Source organism: Trueperella sp. HMSC08H06 (genome assembly GCF_001808465.1).
Classification (GTDB): domain Bacteria; phylum Actinomycetota; class Actinomycetes; order Actinomycetales; family Actinomycetaceae; genus Trueperella; species Trueperella bernardiae.
In genome coordinates, this window is the sequence record NZ_KV793370.1 from 95,909 (window position 1) to 115,003 (window position 19,095).

At 65.6% G+C, this 19,095-nt stretch carries 20 protein-coding genes; 9 read left to right on the plus strand and 11 right to left on the minus strand.

Annotated elements, in window-relative coordinates:
• Positions 1–215: 215 nt before the first annotated feature.
• The 3 genes from HMPREF3174_RS09435 to HMPREF3174_RS08725 all read right to left on the minus strand — a co-directional run bounded on the left by HMPREF3174_RS09435 (position 216) and on the right by HMPREF3174_RS08725 (position 3,567).
• Positions 216–386: a hypothetical protein gene (locus HMPREF3174_RS09435; RefSeq protein WP_160326878.1), complete on the minus strand. Its 171-nt coding sequence runs from the start codon at positions 384–386 to the stop codon at positions 216–218.
• A gap of 10 nt (positions 387–396) precedes the next feature.
• On the minus strand, positions 397–1,860 hold the full coding sequence (locus HMPREF3174_RS08720) for an NAD(P)/FAD-dependent oxidoreductase (protein WP_062613772.1): 1,464 nt from the start codon (positions 1,858–1,860) through the stop codon (positions 397–399).
• 297 nt (positions 1,861–2,157) lie between these two features.
• A complete protein-coding gene (locus tag HMPREF3174_RS08725) occupies positions 2,158–3,567 on the minus strand; it encodes an amino acid permease (RefSeq protein ID WP_070448387.1) in 1,410 nt (469 codons plus the stop codon).
• A gap of 142 nt (positions 3,568–3,709) precedes the next feature.
• On the opposite strand from HMPREF3174_RS08725, the gene HMPREF3174_RS08730 reads away from it, so the two are divergent.
• The 7 genes from HMPREF3174_RS08730 (at position 3,710) to HMPREF3174_RS08760 (ending at position 12,121) form a co-directional block, all read left to right on the plus strand.
• A complete protein-coding gene (locus tag HMPREF3174_RS08730; protein WP_068538961.1) occupies positions 3,710–5,386 on the plus strand; it encodes a fumarate hydratase in 1,677 nt (558 codons plus the stop codon).
• A 209-nt stretch (positions 5,387–5,595) separates the two neighbouring features.
• On the plus strand, positions 5,596–6,582 hold the full coding sequence (locus tag HMPREF3174_RS08735; RefSeq protein ID WP_068538960.1) for a methionine ABC transporter ATP-binding protein: 987 nt from the start codon (positions 5,596–5,598) through the stop codon (positions 6,580–6,582).
• Positions 6,579–7,280, plus strand: coding sequence for a methionine ABC transporter permease (locus HMPREF3174_RS08740; protein ID WP_062613768.1), 702 nt, complete (start codon positions 6,579–6,581; stop codon positions 7,278–7,280). The genes HMPREF3174_RS08735 and HMPREF3174_RS08740 overlap by 4 nt, the downstream gene beginning before the upstream one ends.
• A 69-nt stretch (positions 7,281–7,349) precedes the next feature.
• Complete coding sequence (locus HMPREF3174_RS08745) at positions 7,350–8,192, plus strand: MetQ/NlpA family ABC transporter substrate-binding protein (RefSeq protein WP_062613767.1); 843 nt, start codon at positions 7,350–7,352, stop codon at positions 8,190–8,192.
• 157 nt (positions 8,193–8,349) lie between these two features.
• Entirely contained in the window at positions 8,350–9,762 is a 1,413-nt protein-coding gene (locus tag HMPREF3174_RS08750) for an amino acid permease (RefSeq protein ID WP_062613766.1), read from the plus strand.
• A 176-nt stretch (positions 9,763–9,938) separates the two neighbouring features.
• A complete protein-coding gene (locus HMPREF3174_RS08755; RefSeq protein WP_062613765.1) occupies positions 9,939–11,513 on the plus strand; it encodes an anthranilate synthase component 1 in 1,575 nt (524 codons plus the stop codon).
• Entirely contained in the window at positions 11,510–12,121 is a 612-nt protein-coding gene (locus HMPREF3174_RS08760) for a glutamine amidotransferase-related protein (RefSeq protein ID WP_068538957.1), read from the plus strand. The genes HMPREF3174_RS08755 and HMPREF3174_RS08760 overlap by 4 nt, the downstream gene beginning before the upstream one ends.
• 176 nt (positions 12,122–12,297) lie before the next feature.
• Here HMPREF3174_RS08760 and HMPREF3174_RS08765 read toward each other — a convergent pair whose 3' ends face one another.
• From HMPREF3174_RS08765 to pdxS, 6 genes are all read right to left on the minus strand, one after another.
• Positions 12,298–12,615, minus strand: coding sequence for a branched-chain amino acid transporter permease (locus HMPREF3174_RS08765; protein WP_068538956.1), 318 nt, complete (start codon positions 12,613–12,615; stop codon positions 12,298–12,300).
• Positions 12,612–13,388, minus strand: coding sequence for an AzlC family ABC transporter permease (locus HMPREF3174_RS08770; RefSeq protein WP_070448388.1), 777 nt, complete (start codon positions 13,386–13,388; stop codon positions 12,612–12,614). Before HMPREF3174_RS08770 ends, HMPREF3174_RS08765 begins: the two co-directional genes overlap by 4 nt.
• Complete coding sequence (locus HMPREF3174_RS08775; protein WP_068538954.1) at positions 13,349–13,708, minus strand: DUF3137 domain-containing protein; 360 nt, start codon at positions 13,706–13,708, stop codon at positions 13,349–13,351. Before HMPREF3174_RS08775 ends, HMPREF3174_RS08770 begins: the two co-directional genes overlap by 40 nt.
• A 76-nt stretch (positions 13,709–13,784) precedes the next feature.
• Positions 13,785–14,840: a U32 family peptidase C-terminal domain-containing protein gene (locus HMPREF3174_RS08780; protein WP_246783085.1), complete on the minus strand. Its 1,056-nt coding sequence runs from the start codon at positions 14,838–14,840 to the stop codon at positions 13,785–13,787.
• Positions 14,818–15,135: a peptidase U32 family protein gene (locus HMPREF3174_RS09590; RefSeq protein WP_246783086.1), complete on the minus strand. Its 318-nt coding sequence runs from the start codon at positions 15,133–15,135 to the stop codon at positions 14,818–14,820. Before HMPREF3174_RS09590 ends, HMPREF3174_RS08780 begins: the two co-directional genes overlap by 23 nt.
• 84 nt (positions 15,136–15,219) lie before the next feature.
• The gene (pdxS, locus tag HMPREF3174_RS08785) at positions 15,220–16,101 is read right to left on the minus strand and encodes a pyridoxal 5'-phosphate synthase lyase subunit PdxS (protein ID WP_062613854.1); all 882 of its coding nucleotides are present in this window, start codon (positions 16,099–16,101) and stop codon (positions 15,220–15,222) included.
• Between the two features lie 95 nt (positions 16,102–16,196).
• On the opposite strand from pdxS, the gene HMPREF3174_RS08790 reads away from it, so the two are divergent.
• Positions 16,197–17,534, plus strand: a complete 1,338-nt coding sequence (locus HMPREF3174_RS08790; RefSeq protein ID WP_083200602.1) for a MocR-like pyridoxine biosynthesis transcription factor PdxR — start codon at positions 16,197–16,199, stop codon at positions 17,532–17,534.
• A 3-nt stretch (positions 17,535–17,537) separates the two neighbouring features.
• Here the strand turns inward: HMPREF3174_RS08790 and HMPREF3174_RS08795 are convergent, their stop codons facing one another.
• A complete protein-coding gene (locus HMPREF3174_RS08795) occupies positions 17,538–18,149 on the minus strand; it encodes a YgjV family protein (protein ID WP_062613758.1) in 612 nt (203 codons plus the stop codon).
• Positions 18,150–18,305: 156 nt separating this feature from the next.
• Between HMPREF3174_RS08795 and HMPREF3174_RS08800 the strand changes: the two genes are divergently transcribed.
• Entirely contained in the window at positions 18,306–18,608 is a 303-nt protein-coding gene (locus HMPREF3174_RS08800; protein ID WP_068538952.1) for a thiamine-binding protein, read from the plus strand.
• 315 nt (positions 18,609–18,923) lie between these two features.
• On the opposite strand, the gene HMPREF3174_RS09690 is transcribed toward HMPREF3174_RS08800, so the two are convergent.
• On the minus strand, positions 18,924–19,019 hold the full coding sequence (locus HMPREF3174_RS09690) for an MYXO-CTERM sorting domain-containing protein (RefSeq protein WP_210382950.1): 96 nt from the start codon (positions 19,017–19,019) through the stop codon (positions 18,924–18,926).
• Between the last annotated feature and the right edge of the window lie 76 nt (positions 19,020–19,095).

The following is a 19,095-nucleotide window of genomic DNA, read 5'->3' on the forward strand; positions in this document are numbered from 1 at the left end:
CGCGCGTAGGCGCGTAGGCTCCCGTGTGTGCCACGGTGATCCCAGCGTTCTTCGAAGCGCGCTCGAGGATGGCGCGCACCTTCGAGACCCAGGTCGGCCATCGTCACGCGCTTTGCTATCCTCGTCCTTTCCTCGGCATCATTCTGCCATCGACGCCGGACGCCGGCACAAAAGGGTGCGGTCGAGGTCTCCCCCGGCCGCACCCTTGCTCGTACTTACATCTTCTTATCGTGCCCGCGCACCACCATGCCCATGGTCCCGAGCGCAGAACTCACGAAGTGGCCTAGCTGCCACACGGGGTTCTTGCGCAGATGCAGGGTGAGCCGGGTGGGCACCGGCACGTCGTCGTAGGAACGGATGATGGTCGGGTTGTCGGCGTTGTTCATGATGCCCTCTCTATTCCGGAATGAGCGTCCAGCCCGGCAGGGCCTTCGCCTTGTAGATGAACAGGTAATGGAGGAAGGTCTTCATCCAGTGGCCAGAGAGCCCGATCTTGCCGGTGGTGAGCTTGGTGTTGCGGCCGCCGGTCTGCGGGTACTTCTGGTAGTTCGGCACCACGGGGTACATTGCCATGGATGCGGCCGAACCGTTGAGGATGTCGTTGCCGGCGGAGGCCACGCACACCGCGCCGAGGCGGGACATGGAGGCTTCGTGGGCCGGGGCGGACGCGCCGTTCTTGATCCGGTCGCGGATCGTGAGTGCCACCGTCTTGCCCATCACGCCCGAGGGCATGCCCGTACGCGGCGGGGCAGGCGCGATCGCAGTGCCGAGCGCGGAGGCGCGCGGCTTGGAGATCGGGTGCGGCGGGGCGAAGGCGATACCAACCGCGAACATATTCGGGTACTGCGGCACCTCGTACTTCTCGGGCCAGTCGGTGGCGAGCCACTCGTCATAGGACTTGGGCGTGTAGTTGGCATCAACCTTCATGAAGTTCGCCGGGTTAAACAGACCCTCGATGGGCTCGCCGTCCTTGTCCACGGCCGACAGGCCCTGGCCGGTGAACGGGGGCAGTAGCATGGCGAAGTCGTACTTGAGCTCGTACGTCTTGTCGTCGTCGACCACCTCGTACTTGATCGTGTCCTCGGTGATCTCCTTGCAGCCGGCGCCCAGGATCGAGGCGACCCCGCGCTCCGTGAAGATGGACTCGGTCCACATCTTCGAGGACTGCTTGAAGCCGCGCTCCACAAACTGCATGCCGCCCACGCCGAAGTCGCCCAGCTCGTATTCGTTCGTGAGGTAGATGAGGTCCGCCTTGTCGCGCACCCCGTAACGCTTGAGTTCGTGGTCCACGTTGAACGTGTATTCGAAGGCCGCGCCCTCGCAGGTGCAGTTGCCGGCGCCCATGCCGACCACGAGGGTCTGGCGTTCGCCGCGCTTCATCTTCTCGATCGACTCCATCAGCTTTTCATTGGCTTCGACGGCGTGATCCGCTGTGCAGACGGAGACCGTGTAGCCGTTGTCCGGGCCGAGGCCCGGGGTCGCACCGAAGTTGAGCCGCGGGCCGGTGGCGTTGACGAGGTAGTCGTAGTGGATCTTCTCCTCTTCGCCCTCGCGCTTCGGGTCGGTGTAGACGACCTCGACGTAGGGCCGCGAGTCGCCGGCGTCACCCTCGGGGTGGATGACGGTGGCGCGCGCCTGGCGGAAGTCCACGCCCTTGCGCTTGTAAATCGGTGCGAGCGGGAAGACCACGTCCTTCTTCTTCATTCGCCCCGTGCCAACCCAGATATTCGACGGAATCCAGTTCCAGTGCGAATTGGGGCTGACAACCACAACCTTGTGACTCTTGCCCAGCATCCTCTTCAGGTGCAGGGCTGTGGTGTGCCCGGAGATTCCGGCTCCGAGAACTACAACTGTGGCCATTTTCCCTCCAGCCATTTAGCGATGCGGCGTCGTTGCCGCTTGTCACGATCATACGCTATACCCCACCGGGTATCTTCGTTTTTCTGGAAGTACACCAAAGTCTTTTCTTTTTCGGTTTCACGACGCCGTCCGCGCGGCCTAGTAGCGTTCGGCGATGCGGGCCTTCTGGTCTCCCGACGCCGTGGCAAGGTATCTTACCTTCGGCGCCCGGCCGCTTACCCCGGCGAGCTCCACGGTGTACCCCGCCAGCAGGCCGTATTCGACGTCGGTGTGCGGCTGTTCGCGCTGGTAGATCTCCTACTTGCCGGCCTGCGCGGCGAGGGATTCGGCCAGGAGGTCGCGTGGGGCGGGCAACTCCCGCGAGCGCGAGAGCAACCAGTAGCCCACCGACAGGGCGAGGATGTAGGGCACGCCCGCATACCAGGCGATCGGCATGAGCCAGTAGAGTGCGATGAAGATGGCCACGCTCGCGGCGAGGACCACCACGTTGGTCACGGGGCTGCCCCACAGCCGGTTGGTGGGCAGGGGCAGGCCGGCCCGGGCACGCTTGGCGCGGAAGGCGATGTGGGTGCTCATCACCATCACCCAGGTGACGAGAATGCCGATGGTGGCCATGCCGTACAGCCACATGAACACGTTGCCCGGGCTGAGGATCGCGAGCGCAGCGGCGAGTGCCATTCCGCACATGGCGAGGCCCACGGCTCCGCGCGGGGCGCCCTTGGCGTTGGTGCGGCTGGCGAAGCGTGGGGCTTCGCTGTCGACGGCGAGTGAGTGGAACATGCGGCTGGAGGAATAGAGGCAGCCGTTTGCGGCCGAGAGCGCGGCGACGATGAGCACGGCGTTCATCACGTGCGAGGCGCCGGCCACGCCCGTGATCTCCAGGACCTTGACGAACGGTGACTGTTCTACCGTGCCGGCCACGGCTGCCGTCAGCGTCCAGGGCTGGAGCATGAGGACCACGAGAATCGCGCCCACGTAAAAGATGAGCAGGCGCCAGATCATGGTGTGAGCGGCGCGGGGGATATCGCGGGTGGGGTTGGCGGACTCGGCCGCGCCCACCGACACGTTCTCAATCCCACCGAAGGCGAAGACCGCCATACACGCCGCCGCCAGCACTCCCCCAACGCCCTTGGGCAGGAAGCCGCCCTCGGTCAGGTAACGCACGCCGACGGCGTCGTTGGCCCCAAGCCCCAGCACCACGGCCAGGCCGAGCAAAATGAAGACGACGATCGCCACTACCTTGATCATTGAAAACCAGTACTCAGACGAGCCGTAGAGATGGACGGAAAACATGTTGAGCGCGCCGATGAACACCGAGCACAGGATTGTGCCGAGCCACAGCGGGAGTGCGGGGAACCAGTAGGTGAGGTACGTGGCGGAGGCGACCACCTCGGCGCCGACTGCCACCATCATTGTGATCGCGAAGTTCCAACGCGTGACGAAACCGCCGAAGCGCCCCAGGTACGACGCCGCCACCGCGCCATGCCCGCCGGGGACCGGGTGGACCGTGACCATCTCAGCCAGCGCCCACACAATCGCCAGGGCAAGGCTGCCCGCGAGCGCGTAAGAGATGACGGTGGCGGGGCCGGCGTAGGCGATGACCGAGCCCGAGCCGAGGAAAAGCCCGGTGCCGAGCGCCCCGGACAGGGCAATCATGGCAACCTGTGCCGAGGTGAGGCCGCGTTGGAGTTGGGAATCGTCGTTCACGCCTTCATGGTAGCCCCGCGACGGGAATGGACGTCAATTTCGTGAGTGTCGTGTTGCATTAGGCCATTATGCCCGCGGAATGTCGGAGGCAGCTCCTATCCTCTTAAGCGAGGGGTTTTACGCCTAGTAGAGAGAGACTTTCATGGACGATATCAAGTACAGGGACATGCTGCCCGTCGGGCCGGATAAGACGGAATACCGCCTGGTCACCACCGAAGGCGTGGAGACCGTGGAGGGCCCCGATGGGATGACGTTCCTCAAGGTGGACGAGTCGGCGCTGGAGCTGCTGGCTGAGACCGCGTTCCACGACATCAACTTCTACCTGCGCACCGCCCACCTCAAGCAGGTGGAGAAGATCTTGGAAGACCCGGAGGCCTCCCCGAATGACCGCTTCGTGGCCAAGACCCTCCTGCGCAACGCGCTCATTGCGGCCGACGGCGTGCTTCCCATGTGCCAGGACACCGGCACGGCCATCATCAAGGGCGAGCGCGGCCAGCGGGTGCTGACCCCCGGCGTCGACGAGCGGGCGCTTTCGCGCGGCGTACAAAACACGTACGGCAAGTACAACCTGCGCTACTCACAAAACGCGCCGTTGACCATGTACGAAGAGAGGAACACCGGCACCAACCTGCCCGCGCAGATCGAACTGTACGCGGACACCGAACCCGGGCACGAAAACGAATACCACTTCCTGTTCATGTCGAAGGGCGGCGGATCGGCGAACAAGTCCTACCTGTACCAGGAGACGAAGGCGATCCTGAACCCCGACTCGATGATGCCATTCCTCGAGGGCAAGATCCGCTCGCTCGGCACGGCCGCCTGCCCGCCATACCACCTGGCGATCGTGATCGGCGGAACGTCGGCGGAGTACGCGCTCAAGACCGCGAAGTACGCCTCGGCCAAGTACCTCGACGAGCTACCCACCCACGGCGGCGAAGAGGGCTACGGCTTCCGCGACCTCGACATGGAGGAGCAGGTCCTCGAGATGACCCGCAAGATCGGGATCGGCGCTCAGTTCGGCGGCAAGTACTTCTGCCACGACGTGCGCGTGGTCCGCCTCCCCCGCCACGGAGCCTCCCTGCCGGTGGCGATCGCGGTGTCCTGCTCTGCGGACCGTCAGGCGAAGGGCAAGATCACGCCCGAAGGCGTATTCATCGAACAGCTCGAATTCAACCCGGGCCAGTTCTACCCGGCTGAGACGGACGCGGAGATCGGGCACACCGCAGGCGACGAGGTGGTGCGCATCGACCTCAACCAGCCGATGAAGGACGTGCTCGCCGAGCTGACCAAGTACCCGGTCAAGACCCGCCTGTCGCTCACCGGCACGATCATCGTGGCACGCGACATCGCCCACGCCAAGATCCAAGAGCGCCTGAACAAGGGCGAGGGTATGCCGCAGTACATGAAGGATCACCCCGTGTACTACGCCGGCCCGGCGAAGACCCCGGAGGGCAAGCCGTCCGGCTCCTTTGGCCCCACCACGGCGGGACGCATGGACTCGTACGTGGGCCCGTTCCAGGCCGAGGGCGGGTCAATGATCATGCTGGCCAAGGGCAACCGATCCCAGCAGGTGACCGACGCGTGCAAGACGTACGGCGGCTTCTACCTCGGCTCGATCGGCGGCCCCGCCGCCCAGCTGGCCGAGGACTGCATCAAGCACGTCGAACTCCTCGAGTACCCGGAGCTGGGCATGGAGGCCGTGTGGAAGATCGAGGTGGAGGACTTCCCCGCCTTCATCGTGGTTGACGACAAGGGCAACGACTTCTTTGCCGGCTCCCAGACCGTGTCCGTCACGTTGGGGAAGCGTCCGGGGCTGTAAGGTTCGGCTGATACAGCACGGGGTGCCCGGGACGTGAGGTCCCGGGCACCCCGTGTGTTTGCCAGGCCGGCCCGTGACCTTGCCTACACTTCACCCGAAGGGTGAGATCCTTTTGCAGCGCCAAGGATCGACGTGTTTACTGTTCACTGTAATCACCGGACAGGTCGCCACCTCGGCAGCGTTTGGACCGGTGGCGAAGAAGGAGAACCATGATTGAGCTGCAAGGGGTCACCAAGGTGTACCCCCGCAAGGGAGCTGAGTCCGTTGTGGCACTCGACGACCTCTCGCTCACCATCATGGACGGCGAAATCCACGGCATCGTAGGCGAATCGGGCGCGGGCAAGTCCACGCTCATCCGCTGTCTCACGGCCCTGGAAAAGCCCACCTCCGGCGCCATTCTCGTGGACGGTAAGGACCTCACCACTCTCTCGGGCCGCCCGCTTCGCGCAGAGCGTCGCCGCATCGGCATGGTCTTCCAGGGCGCGAACCTGCTAGAGGCCCGCACGGCGGCCGAAAATATTGAATATCCGCTTAAGGTCTCGGGCATCCCGAAGGCCGAACGTGACGCGCGGGTGGCTGAGCTACTCAACCTCGTCGGCCTTGCGGACCGCGGGGCGTCCTATCCTGCGCAGCTGTCGGGTGGCCAGCGCCAGCGCGTCGGCATCGCCCGCGCGTTGGCGATCCGCCCCTCGGTGGTTTTGGCTGACGAGCCCACCTCGGCACTCGACATGGAGACTACCGACCAGATCCTCGACCTCCTGAAGAACGTGCGCGAGCAGCTCGGGGTGACGATCCTGGTCATCACGCATGAGATGGGCGTGGTGCGTAAGATCTGCACGTCGGCAACCCTCCTGGACGCGGGCCGGATCGTCGAATCGAGTTCGATCGACCACGCGCTCGCGAACCCCGAGTCGCGCTTGGCCAAGAAGCTGATCCCGCTGCCCGAAGTTGAGCCGGAGTGCCTACGCGACGACACCCTGGTCGACATCTACTTCACGTCCCGCCCCGGCATCCCCACGGGTTCGAAGGTGATGGCTCGCGTGGCCGAGCTCGGCGGCGACATCGCGGCCGGCCTGTTTGAGTCGGTGGGAGAGATGCAGGTGGGCCGCCTCGCGCTGGCGATTCCGGCGCAGAAGGTTTCCCACGCTCTTCAGGCATTCGCAGCCGACGGCATTCACGCGGAGGTGCGCGCATGAGTTTCGACATCTTCCTCGCCACGGATTCCTGGTTTTCCAACCCGGCGATCGCGCGCGGCTTGTGGCCGGCGGTCCTGGAAACGATCTACATGGTTGGCCTGTCGTCGCTCATCACTGTGGCGATCGGGATTCCGATCGGCCTGATCCTGTCCGAGACCCGCAAAGGCGGCCTCATCGCCGCGCCCACCACGAACAAGATCGTGGGCGCCTTGGTCAACCTGGGCCGCGCGATCCCGTTCATCATCCTGGCGATCATCGTCCTTTTCTTTATCCGCGGCATCGGCCTGCCGTTCCTCAAGGCGACCGGCTGGCTGGCGTTCACCATCGCGCTCGCGGTATCCGCGATCCCCTACTTCGCCCGCATGGTCGAGTCGAACGTACTCGCAGTCGAGCCGGGCAAGGTGGAGGCCGCGCAGATGACCGGCGCGCCTGCGGTGCGCATCATGTGGGACGTGCTGGTGCGCGAGGCCCTGCCCTCAATCATAAATTCGGTGACGATCCTCGTCATCACGATTGTGGGCTACTCGGCGATGGCTGGCGCCGTGGGTGGCGGCGGCCTGGGCGCGCTCGCGATTAACCAGGGTTACCAGCGTTACAACTTCGACGTCATTGTGATTGTCGTTGTCGTCATCCTGCTCATGGTGCAGATGATCCAGTGGCTCGGCGACATGCTGAGCCGGATGGTTGACCACCGCTAAGGCGCAGCCATCCGGGACCTCGCTTCAGTCTTAGCCTCCACTTTCGTACCCATTAGACAAGGATTCATCATGCGTAAGATTTTTGCTCTCGTGGCCTCCGCGGCCCTCGCCCTCACGGCGTGCTCTTCTGACAACGGTTCTGCTAACAGCTCGGAGTCGACGACGTCATCGTCCGCCTCCGCCGACGGCCTGACCACCCTTGTGGTTGGCGCTTCCCCGGTACCGCACGCCCCGATCCTGCAGTTCGTGGCGGACAACCTGGCCGAGAACGCGGGCCTGCAGCTGGAGATCAAGGAGTACACGGATTACGTCCAGCCGAACGTAGCGCTGGATGCTGGCGAGCTGGATGCCAACTTCTTCCAGCACCTGCCCTACCTCGAGGCCCAGATCGCGGATCGCGGCTACGACTTCGACCACGGAAAGGGCGTTCACATCGAGCCCTTCGGCATCTACTCGGAGACGGTCACCAACCTTGACGACGTGCCCGAGGGTGGCGTCGTGCTGGTGACGAACGACCCGTCGAACCAGGCGCGCGGCCTGTGGCTGCTCGAGACCGAGGGTCTCATTACGCTGGAGGACGTGGACAGCCCCACGATCTACGACATCAAGGACAACCCGAAGAACCTGCAGATCCGCGAGTCTGAGGCGCCGTCGATCCCCGTACAGCTTCCCGACGTCGACCTGGCTATTATCAACGGCAACTTCGCCCTTGAGGCGGGTCTGGTTCCGGCGAAGGACGCGCTCGCGCTGGAGTCCGGTGAGAACAACCCGTACGCCAACATCCTGGCGTGGAAGGCGGACTCCGGCAAGCTTGACGCGATCAAGAAGCTTGACGAGCTGCTGCATTCCCCGGAGGTTGCCAAGTTCATCGAGGAGACCTACCCCAACGGTGAGGTGACCCCGGCCTTCTAAGGCTTAGGTCCCTCGAAGGTGGCGGCCCTCGCGGCCGCCACCTTCCTTTTGGCCGGGTTGTGCCCAAACGTGAGCTTTCTGGCAGGCCGAGTTGCGGCGTCGTGAGCGCAAATGGGCATAGATTCGGCATAGACGTGCGCGAAGTGAAAGGACACGTATGCCAGTCGAGGATCATGAACAGGAAGAGACCCTCCATCGCGGGTTGTCGAACCGCAACATCCAGCTGATCGCACTGGGAGGGGCGATTGGCACGGGCCTGTTCATGGGATCGGGGTCGACGATCCATTCGGCGGGCCCGTCGATCATCCTGGTTTACATGATCTTGGGCCTGGTGCTGTTTCTTATCATGCGCGCGATGGGCGAAATCCTCATCCACAACCTTGACTACAAGTCGTTCCAGGATTTTGCCCATCACCTCATCGGCCCGTGGGCGGGATTCGTGACGGGGTGGACGTACTGGTTTTTGTGGGTGGTGATCGCGATCGGCGACATGATCGTGGTGACCGGCTACTTCAACTTTTGGATCAAGAACATCACCGTCTCGGCGTTCGTGACGCTCGGACTGCTCGCGCTGCTCGTGGTCATCAACCTGCTGACGGTCAAGCTCTTCGGTGAGGTCGAGTTCTGGTTCGCGCTCATCAAGATCGCTGCGATCCTGGCCCTCATCGCCGTGGGCGTGGTGATGGTGGCCAGCGGCTTTACGGGGCCGACGGGCGAGCCGGCGTCGTTCACCCACCTGTGGGACCACGGGGGCTTCTTCCCCACCGGCGCCTCCGGGTTCCTGGGCGCGTTCTCGATCGCGATTTACTCGTTCATCGGTACGGAGCTGATCGGCACCACTGCCGCCGAAACCAAGGACCCCACGCGCACGATCCCGCGCGCCATCAACCAGGTGCCGTTGCGCATCGCGGTGTTCTACGTGGGCGCGCTGGCGGTCATCATGGCGATCACGCCATGGGACGCCATCAACCCCGAGACCTCCCCCTTCGTCTCCGTGTTCGCCATGGTCGGGCTGGGGGCAGCGGCGTCGGTGATGAACTTCGTGGTGCTGACGTCGGCGGCGTCGTCGGCGAACTCGGGGATCTTCTCCTCCTCGCGCATGATGTACGGGCTAGCCAAGTCGCACCAGGCGCCGCGCCTGTTCGGGCGGCTGTCCTCACATCGCGTGCCGCGCCGGGCCCTGCTGTTCATCGGCCTGCTGATCCTCATCTACCTGCCGATCTTGTTCGTGGGCGGCAGCGTGCTCAAAGGCTTCGAGCTCATCGCCGCGGTGGCGACCACGCTCATCCTGTTCATCTGGGCGCTCATCCTTGTTTCCTACATCCGCTACCGCAGGCGTCACCGCGCCGCGCACGAGGCCTCCGAGTTCAAACTCCACTTTGCGGCCGTCACCCCGTGGCTGGCACTGGCCTTCATCGCGTTCATCGCGTGCGTGCTCGTCTACTTCCCTGCCACCCGCGTGCCCACCCTGCTCACCCCGGTCTGGTTCGTGGTGCTGGGCCTCGTATGGGTGGTGCGCAAACGGATTCTGCTCCGCCGCGGGGTGACGTTGGACATCATCAACGGGTAGGACTGTTTTCAGCTTACAATCCGGACTCGGCGAGCAGCACCTCTCCCCCGCCTGCTAAATTGTTTCCATGAACAACGGTCAGTGGTGGTGGCTCTAGACGAGCCTTCCAGTGTTGACCCCAAGGCTCGTGCGAAAGCTACGAGCCTTTTTTGTAGCCTTCGCCGGAAAGGGCAGACATGAAGATTTACCGCAGGCAGGTGCCCTACGTCGACGACGTAGCGGCGCTCATCCCCTACCTGGACGCGCGCGACTCCGGCTACGACCCCTCCACACTCATGCTCCTGGAGTCGGCGGACATCGAGACCCGCCAGGGTCTGACCTCCATCGCGATCCTACGCGCGTCGGTGCGCGCCACCTGCGAAGGCCAGTCGGTCACGCTCGAGCCGCTCACGGCCACCGGGCGCATCATTGCCGAGGACGTTCTCGCCGGGCTTTCCGGCCTGTGCCGCGTGGAGGGCAACCAGGCGATCTTCGAAGTGTCGCACGACGTCGACGAGCGGGCCCGCCTGCTCGCACCCTCCACCGTGGAGCCCCTGCGCCGACTGCTGGCCCTCGACTTCGGCGACGCGCAGCCATGGGTAGGCGGCACCTTCGCCTACGACTACGTGGCCACCTTCGAGGACCTGCCGGGCGTGGCGGAGTCGGCCAACACCTGCCCCGATTACCAGTTCGTACTCGGGGAGGTGGTGCTGGTGGTGGACCACACGGCTCGCACGGCCGAGCTCATCCAGGCTGACGCCACGGGTACCGGCTCCGACGTCGACGATCTGGCCTCCGCCCTGACGCACGCGCAGGAGGCGCTCGCGGCAGCGCAAGCCTCCCCTGGTGCAACGCCGGCGGCGGACGCGGCCGGCCCGAACGGCGTTGTGAAAGCGAAAGCAGACATCAGCGACGCGGGATACCGGGAGATCGTGGCGCAGATGAAGGAGGCGATCGTCCGCGGGGACATCTACCAGGCGGTGCCGGCGCGAACGTTCACGCTGGCGTGCCCGGAAGCGGCGGCGGCGTACGCCAGGCTGAAGGAGTCGAACGCGAGTCCGTACATGTTCTTCCAGCGCGGGGTGGGGCGCGATGGGAAGCCGTTCGAGCTGTTTGGGGCGTCGCCGGAGTCGAACCTAAAGTTTGACGCGGCCACCCGCGAGGTCGAGCTCTACCCGATCGCCGGCACGCGGCCACGCGGGCGTGGGGCGGACGGGGCGATCAGCCACGAGCTGGACATCCGCGCTGAGCTCGACATGCGCACGGACGCCAAGGAGCTCGCCGAACACACGATGCTGGTGGACCTGGCGCGCAACGACCTCGCGCGCGTGGCCACGCCCGGCACCCGGCAGGTGGCGGCGCTGCTGCAGGTGGACAGGTACTCGCACGTGATGCACCTGGTGTCGCGGGTGACGGCACGTCTGGCCGACGGCATGGACGCACTCGACGCCTACCGGGCCTGCATGAACATGGGCACGCTGACCGGCGCGCCGAAGATCAAGGCAACCGAGCTGCTGCGGTTGCTCGAGGGGCGCCGGCGCGGCTCGTACGGGGGTGCGATCGGGTACCTGCGCGGGGATGGGTCGATGGACACGTGCATCGTGATTCGCTCGGCGTTCGTGGCCGGCGGCGTGGCGGCCGTGCAGGCGGGCGCGGGCGTGGTGCGCGATTCGAACCCGCAGTCCGAGGCGGATGAGACCCTGCACAAGGCCCGGGCCGTCCTGGAAGCCATCGCCCGAGCTCAGGGTAAGAAACTGGAGGTGGAGCGATGATCGTCCTGCTCGATAACCAAGATTCCTTCGTCTACAACCTGCTGGACGCGTTCGCCGGCACGGGCCGGGAGTGCGTGGTGGTGCGCAATACGACGCCGGTGTCCGCCATCACCGACCTGGGCCCGGAGATGATCTGCCTCTCGCCCGGGCCGGGCCACCCGCGCGAGGCGGGCGTGATGATGGAACTCATCGACACGGTGGTGGGTCAGATCCCGATCCTGGGCGTATGCCTGGGTTTTCAGGCCCTGCTCGAGCATTGGGGCGGGGTGGTGCGCGCGTGTGGACCCGAGCATGGCCGCGCGATTCCCATGACCCTGACCGAGGCTGGCCTGGCCAGCCCTATCTTCGCCGGCCTCGCCACCGACACGCTCCCCGACCAGCCCGGACGCTCCGTGCCCGTGGCGCGCTACCACTCGCTCGGCTGCACCGACGTGCCCGAGCAGATGGAGGCGCTTGCCACCACTCCCACGCAGATCGGTGACGTGGTCATGGCCGCGCGCAGCCGGGACGGCAAGGCACTCGGCTTCCAGTTTCACCCCGAGTCGGTGCTGACGATGTCCGGGCCCACGATGCTCGAACGCGCGATCGAGGAGCTGACGGCTGACTGACCAGCCCCAAAGACCGGCTCTAGTCGGCCCCCGGCACAACTCGTGAATCTGAAGGCGACCAGGCCCCTATAGAAATCGGCAACCGGTATATTCACGACTTCTGTCGGCACAGCGCCAAGACAGGGTGCGCGAGCCCGAGTGGGTGCCGATAATTTGGGTTGGCGGTCCCGCCGAGGCTAGCTAACCAGCGCGAGGACCAACGCGAACATCCCCGTACCCGCCAGCAGCGAGGCCAGGACCTTGCGGAAAGCCAAGTGCACGCCGAGCGTGGTGAGCACCCCGGCGGCCGGAGGCATCCAGGAATCGGCGCTGGCAAAGGTGACGTCCTGGAGGGTGAAGATGACGAGGATCAGCATCACGCCCGCGGGCATGGCGGCGCCGAGGTAGGCGAGGGTCTCGGAGTCGCGGACCTTGGACAGGAACACAAAGGGCGCGGCTCGCAGAGAGAATGTGATGGCCGTGGTGACAGCGATGATCGCAATAATGTAGTTCATGGCATGGAGTCCCTTCGCTCCCGGCTGTGCTCGGTGCGGCGCTCCCGGCCCGGCCGGCTCACTGCCCTGCCCAGCGCGCCGACAGGCTCCCCGACCACCGACTCGACACGCGAGGCAATGAGCAGCGCCACTGTGAACAGGACCAGCGCGGCCAACAGGTACACAGAAGACGGCAGGAACAGCGCCCCCACGCCGATGACGGCGGCGAGCGCGAAGTCCACCCGCTTGCGGTTGGCCAGGTAGGACTCAAGCATGAGCACCACGAACAGGGAGGTGAGGACGAAGTTGAGGATCCGTGAGTCTATGGGGACGGCCAGGCCCACGAGCGCCCCGAGCGTACACCCAAATATCCACGTGGAATGAGCGAAGACCTGGATCCACACCACGCGCTCCCCCGTCAGCTCTTCCCAGGGTTTGGAGGCGACCACGGCGTAGACCTCGTCGGTGAGCGCGTGTATCGAATAGAGCTTGGCCAGTAGATGCCGCACCAGGTGGAGTGGGAAGCTGATCCCGTAGAAGGCGTGCCGGAACTGGATGAACAACGTGGCAAGCGCAACGACAGCGATCGGCTCACGGGTCACGATCATTGGGACCACCAGGTACTGCATCGACCCCGAGTAGATAAACACCGCGAAGATCGGCGCCCACCACCACTCGAGGCCCGCGCCCGTCAGCGTCATCCCCATGCCCATCCCGAGCGGGACGTAGCCCAAACCGACCGGCAGGGCATCTTTCAGGGCCAACGCGAACGCGGACGGGGAAGCAGGGGACATACAAAAAACCTACGTCCGCCACCCCACCGGGGCAACCCGGTCCACAACGTGACCGTGACCGGGCACTGCTCCTCGTAGCCCACGAGCGCGCGGAGCACGTAAAGGTTGAGGAGCGTGCGAGCCGAGAGCTCGTCGGTGCAATAGACGTTGAATGTCTCGTTGACGCGGATGTCTTCCGTTTCGGTTTTCTTCTCGCCCTTGCGGGCCGCCTCGTACCCCACCTGCTTTTCGCGCCCGAACAGGCCTTTGCCCGTGGGGATGATCCGGATGTGGCCGGACGGTCCCGGGACGGATTGGCGGGATTCCGTTCGCGAAGCCATCTGCGTACGTTCAGGTAGCGTTTCCGTGTGGTTTCCGACGACGCCGCCGCCCAGCTCGCGCCCGGCCGTGCGGCTCTTAGCCGGCGTGGTGGAGGCGGGCCCGAACCCGGACCATCGCGCCCACGGGCACGGGTACCGGACAGGGCATCGAGAATTCGCGCGCGGGGAAGTTGATCTCGGCAACGGGGTTGCCGTCGGCGTCCTGGAGGCCGTCGGCAGGGACGGCCATCGCCACGGGGGCCGAGCCCGGGAAGAGGATCTCCATCTCCTTGCCCGGGGCCAGCTTGTTCTTCGCGTGCAGGCGGAGGCGGGAGGTTGCGGGGTCGTAGCCCGTGACGATTCCCGCGAGCAGCCACTCGTTAATGTAGCCGCCCCTGTGGATCTCCTCGCCCGCGGGGTTTTCCGGGTAGTAGAAGCCGGTGGAGTAGGCACGGTGGGTGACCTTGAACGGCTCGTCGTGTAGCCAGGTCGGGAAGGTGACGGGGGTGGCCGGGCGAGGGGCGGCGGGCAGGTGGACCTGGTCGTGGAAGGGGACGAGGGTTGCGCCGGCGGCGTCCTCGAAACCGCGCTGGACCATGTACTCCCCCACAGCCGTCTTGTAAGCGTTGGTCATGGCGGCCACGTAATAGGCGCTCTTCGCGCGGCCCTCGATCTTGAGGGAGGTGACTCCGGCGTCGAGGATGTCGTCGATGTGGGTGAGCGTGTTCATATCGTTGGAGTTGAACAGGAACGTGCCCTGGTCTGTGATCTCCACAGGGATGAACTGGCCCGGCCGGCGCTCCTCCACCACGTGGTACTTGTAGCGGCAGGACTGGGCGCAATCGCCGTGGTTGGCGTCACGGCCGGTGGTGTGTTGGGAGATAAGGCAGCGGCCCGAGAAAGCCATGCACATCGAGCCGTGCACGAAGGCCTCGATCTCCAGCTCGGGAGGGGTGTGAGCGCGGAGCTCACGGATGTCGGCAAGGCTGAGCTCGCGGGCCAAGACCACACGGGTGGCGCCCAGTTGGGCCAGCGCGTTCGCCGCCTGGTAGTTCGTGACCCCCGCCTGCGTGGAGACGTGGATCTCCGTGTTCGGGGCCACCTGGCGGGCGGCCATAAGCACCCCGATGTCAGTGACGATGAGGGCGTCCACCCCGATCTCCCCCCAGTTGGCCCATGTACTCGTTCATGGAAGTGACCTCGGCGGAGGTGGGCAGGATGTTGCAGGTGACGAACACGCGCCCGCCGCGCTCATGGGCGTAGGCGACCGCCTCGGCGATATCCTCCAGTGTGAAGTTTTTCGGGGCCGACCGCATGCCAAATTCCTGGCCGCCGAAGTAGACCGCATCAGCGCCGAAGTCGAAGGCGGTTTTCAGGGTGGCGAGGTTGCCGGCCGGGGCCAGGACCTCGGGGCGGGTGCGGCGGCGGACGCCAAAAGGTTCGATCACGACCGTAAGCATAGCCGGCCGCCCCGCCGGGCTACCAGCTGGCTGGCGCGGCCGGGCCAGTCTTGCCGGCCTGCGGGCGCGCTTCTACCAACCGCGCTCTGCCAGCCGGTGCGGGGCCGGCAGGTCGGCCACGTTGATCCCCACCATGGCTTCGCCCAGCCCGCGGGAGACCTCGGCGATCACCTGCGGGTCGTCGAAGGAGGCGGTGGCCTTGACGATGGCGGCGGCGCGGGCCTTGGGGTCGCCGGACTTGAAGATGCCGGAGCCCACGAACACTCCGTCCGCGCCGAGTTGCATCATCATGGCGGCATCTGCCGGGGTGGCCACGCCTCCGGCCACGAAGAGCGGCACGGGCAGCTTGCCCTCGCGGGCCACCTGGGCCACGAGGTCGTAGGGAGCGGCGAGGTCCTTGGCGGCAACAAACAGCTCATCCTCGGTCAGGCCCTTAAGCTCGCCGATTTCCTTGGTGATCTGGCGGATGTGCTTGGTGGCTTCGGAGACGTCGCCGGTGCCTGCCTCGCCCTTGGAGCGGATCATGGCGGCGCCTTCGTTGATGCGGCGCAGCGCCTCGCCGAGGTTGGTGGCCCCGCACACGAACGGTACGGTGAACTCGCGCTTGTTGATGTGGTTGACGTAGTCGGCGGGTGAGAGCACTTCGGATTCGTCTACCCAGTCGATGCCGAGCACCTGCAGCACCTGCGCTTCGACGAAGTGGCCGATGCGCGCCTTGGCCATGACGGGGATAGACACGGCTTTCATGATGCCTTCGATGAGGTCGGGGTCGGACATGCGAGCCACCCCGCCTTCGGCGCGGATGTCGGCGGGCACGCGCTCGAGTGCCATGACGGCCACGGCCCCCGCCTCCGCGGCGATCTTGGCCTGCTCGGCGGTGACCACGTCCATGATCACCCCGCCCTTGAGACCGGCTGCGAGTTGGAGTTTGTTGTCTTCAATGGTGTAACTCATGGTCTCCATTCTCGCCCGCGTATGGTCTACAATTAAGTCCACTTCTCGCCTACATTTTTAGACCACCCATACCCCCGCATCCCAGGAAGTACCCCGTGCCCTCCATTCCCGCCACCATCGTCGCCGACATCCGCGCCCGCCTCGAGTCCGGCTCTCTCACCCCTGGCGACCGCCTCCCCTCCACCCGCGCCCTCGCCGACGAACTCGGCGTCTCCCGCGGCTCCGTTGTCAGCGCTTACGAACAGCTCGAAGGCGAGGGCATCCTCCTCGCCTCCCGCTCGGGCAGCCGCATTCACCCGGCCCTCGTCGACACCGCCCAGCCCTCCTCCCCTCGTTCACCTTCGCCAATAACACCGTCACCCCCGTCCCTGCTCCGCCCTGGCGCGCCCCTAGAGGCACTGACCAGTTCGGCCTGGCGCGCAGCTTGGCGGGCCGCCGTGGCCGAACCGCACGCCTACCCCAGCCCGGGTTCGCCGCGCCTGCGCTATCTGCTCGCCGAGCACCTCCGCCTCACCCGGGCCGTCAGCATCGACCCGGAGCGGATCCTCATCACCGCCGGCGCCCGCGACGGCCTGCGCGCCACTCTCGCCGCGCTCGCCGCCTCCGCCCAAACCGGCCAAACCCAAACCAGCCACCCCCACCGCCTCGCCGTCGAGGACCCGGGCTTTGGCTCGCTCCGCGCGGTGCCGGCCTCAATCGGCTGGGACGCCATGCCGGTCACCACAGACGGCGAGGGCCTCTCCCCGGCGGCGCTTCATGTCCTCGCGCCCGCCGCCGCACTCGTCACCCCGAATCACCAGTTCCCCTTCGGCCTGCAGATGCCCGCATCCCGCCGCCGCGAGCTGGTCGAATGGCGCCGCGCCACCCCGGGCGCGCTCCTCATCGAGGACGACTACGACTCCGAACTGCGCGCCACCCACCCCGCGCTCGTGGCGCTCGACCCCACAGGCACCGCCCTGCTCGGCTCCTTCGCCAAGACCCTCACGCCCGCCCTCGGCCTCGGCTACGTGATCGCCCCGCCTGGGCTGCACGCCGCTATCGAGGCCCGCCTCATCCCCGTCTCCGGCATCGCCCAGGACGCGCTGTCCAACTTCCTCGCCGCCGACGGCCTTCGCCTCCACACGGCCCGCATGCGCCGCGAATACAAGCACCGCCGCGGCTTGTTCGAGCGGATTTTCCCCGAGGGCCGCACGATGGACGGCGGGCTTGGCGCCATTATTCCTTTGTCCGACGACGACGAAACCACCGCCCTCGCCCGCGCACGGCACGCGGGGTTGGCGGTGGAGTCACTCGGTCAGTATTGGTCGGGGCGGGGTCGGCGGCCAGGCATCGTGGTCGGTCTGGGTGCCGGTAGCAGGGAGAAACTCTCGGCGGCCTTGAGCCAGCTGCGGCAGATCATCCCCGCGCCCGCCGCCCCAGCGCCCGCCCCCTAAATCTCAGACGCCGCGGACCAGCAGGTCGCCGCGATCGGCGAAGCCTTGCTTGGCAAAGTACACGGGGTCGGCGGCGTCGCGCAGGGGCACCGCCACGGAGTTAACCGCGAGGCCCTCGAACAGCGAGGCGTTGCCGTAGAGGAACGCGCCGGGCGTAAGGTCGCGGAAGCGTTCGGTGACGTAGTCGATGAGGATGTGGCCGGTGTCGCCCTCTGGGCGGAGGGCGAACAGGCCGATGACCTCGTCTTCGTGCATGAGGAGGAAGGCGCGGGCACTGGGGAGGGCAGCGCGGTCGAAGCGTGGGAAGGCCTCGGCGATGGCGGCGGCGTGGCGGTCGAGGAAGCGGGCGACCAGCGGCTCTCCGGCGTCGACGTCGAGCACGGAGTAGCCGCGTTCCCCGTCGTCGCGGGTGAGGCGCCACAGCCAGTAGGCGTCGATGATGACGATCACGCCGTTCATGGCGGCGTAGGGCCAAATGCCGAAGTAGATGTTGTAGACGGTGGCGATGAAGGAGCCCAGGAGGTTGAGCACCCGGAATCGGCGGATGCTTGGCACCATGAGCGAGACGATCACGAGCACGGATCCCGCCCATCCAATAAACTCCCACAGCGGCATGTTTGTCTCCATTTCTGTTCGGCATCGTGACATGTCTTTGGCACGGTGGCACAAGTATATGAGCGTTGTAGCACGGCCCACGGGCACCTTGTGCGAAAGTGCCGAAGGTCGCACAATCGCATAAACTTGGGGCGGTTCTTGATGAAAGGAAATACCATGCTTCTTGCGTTCTCGATCGCCCCGCAAACCTCCGACCAGCCCGACGGCTCCGTTTCCGAGGCGGTAGCCGCGGCGGTGAAGATCGTCAATGAGTCGGGACTGCCGAACGAGACCACCTCCATGTTCACCACCCTCGAGGGCGAGTGGGATGAGGTGATGGCCGTGGTCAAGGCGTGCGTGGAGGAGCTGGAGAAGCACACGCCGCGCATCTCGCTGGTGATGAAGGCCGACATCCGCCCGGGCTACACGGGCCAGATCACGGCGAAGGTGGAGCGGGTGAACAAGCTGCTCGAGCAGTAGGACAGCACCGCCACCAGCGATTAAGGGATGGTAGATGACAGCTCACCGGCTTCAGCTGGCGTGGTAAGGACAAGGCGCTGATCCCGCGGAGGCCGGCAAGTACGGTTACACGTGGGTAGACCCGTCCGATCCGCGTTACTGCGAGCCCCACACGTTGATGTGCGACGAGGACGCGCGCGGTCGGCACCCCCAGTAGGATAAAGTCCGCGCGCTACATGCTTTAAATGAGTTTGGCCGGCCACTTCACTTGGAGTGGCCGGCCAAACTGTTACGGGCTAAGCGCTACCTGTTTGTTAGGTTGCGCGTGGCGTGTTGTTACGCCCGGTTTCGCCTAACTAGCGCCACGCCAGCGCCAAGCAGGCCAAGCGCAAGGGCAACGGTCATGCCGATCTCAACACCCGTGCGTGGCATCGGGTCACGCGGCTTTTCTGGCTTGTGCGGGGTCGGCCCCGGAGGCGTGTCCTTGGTGTTGGTCACCACATAACCA

What these genes read in the sequence shown, in the direction of transcription:
- HMPREF3174_RS09435 (WP_160326878.1), bottom strand. Translation starts at nt 386, where the DNA reads ATGAACAACGCCGACAACCCGACCATCATCCGTTCCTACGACGACGTG.
- HMPREF3174_RS08720 (WP_062613772.1), bottom strand. Translation starts at nt 1,860, where the DNA reads ATGGCCACAGTTGTAGTTCTCGGAGCCGGAATCTCCGGGCACACCACA.
- HMPREF3174_RS08730 (WP_068538961.1), top strand. Translation starts at nt 3,710, where the DNA reads ATGGACGATATCAAGTACAGGGACATGCTGCCCGTCGGGCCGGATAAG.
- HMPREF3174_RS08735 (WP_068538960.1), top strand. Translation starts at nt 5,596, where the DNA reads ATGATTGAGCTGCAAGGGGTCACCAAGGTGTACCCCCGCAAGGGAGCT.
- HMPREF3174_RS08740 (WP_062613768.1), top strand. Translation starts at nt 6,579, where the DNA reads ATGAGTTTCGACATCTTCCTCGCCACGGATTCCTGGTTTTCCAACCCG.
- HMPREF3174_RS08745 (WP_062613767.1), top strand. Translation starts at nt 7,350, where the DNA reads ATGCGTAAGATTTTTGCTCTCGTGGCCTCCGCGGCCCTCGCCCTCACG.
- HMPREF3174_RS08750 (WP_062613766.1), top strand. Translation starts at nt 8,350, where the DNA reads ATGCCAGTCGAGGATCATGAACAGGAAGAGACCCTCCATCGCGGGTTG.
- HMPREF3174_RS08755 (WP_062613765.1), top strand. Translation starts at nt 9,939, where the DNA reads ATGAAGATTTACCGCAGGCAGGTGCCCTACGTCGACGACGTAGCGGCG.
- HMPREF3174_RS08760 (WP_068538957.1), top strand. Translation starts at nt 11,510, where the DNA reads ATGATCGTCCTGCTCGATAACCAAGATTCCTTCGTCTACAACCTGCTG.
- HMPREF3174_RS08765 (WP_068538956.1), bottom strand. Translation starts at nt 12,615, where the DNA reads ATGAACTACATTATTGCGATCATCGCTGTCACCACGGCCATCACATTC.
- HMPREF3174_RS08770 (WP_070448388.1), bottom strand. Translation starts at nt 13,388, where the DNA reads ATGTCCCCTGCTTCCCCGTCCGCGTTCGCGTTGGCCCTGAAAGATGCC.
- HMPREF3174_RS08775 (WP_068538954.1), bottom strand. Translation starts at nt 13,708, where the DNA reads ATGGCTTCGCGAACGGAATCCCGCCAATCCGTCCCGGGACCGTCCGGC.
- pdxS (WP_062613854.1), bottom strand. Translation starts at nt 16,101, where the DNA reads ATGAGTTACACCATTGAAGACAACAAACTCCAACTCGCAGCCGGTCTC.
- HMPREF3174_RS08795 (WP_062613758.1), bottom strand. Translation starts at nt 18,149, where the DNA reads ATGCCGCTGTGGGAGTTTATTGGATGGGCGGGATCCGTGCTCGTGATC.
- HMPREF3174_RS08800 (WP_068538952.1), top strand. Translation starts at nt 18,306, where the DNA reads ATGCTTCTTGCGTTCTCGATCGCCCCGCAAACCTCCGACCAGCCCGAC.
- HMPREF3174_RS09690 (WP_210382950.1), bottom strand. Translation starts at nt 19,019, where the DNA reads ATGCCACGCACGGGTGTTGAGATCGGCATGACCGTTGCCCTTGCGCTT.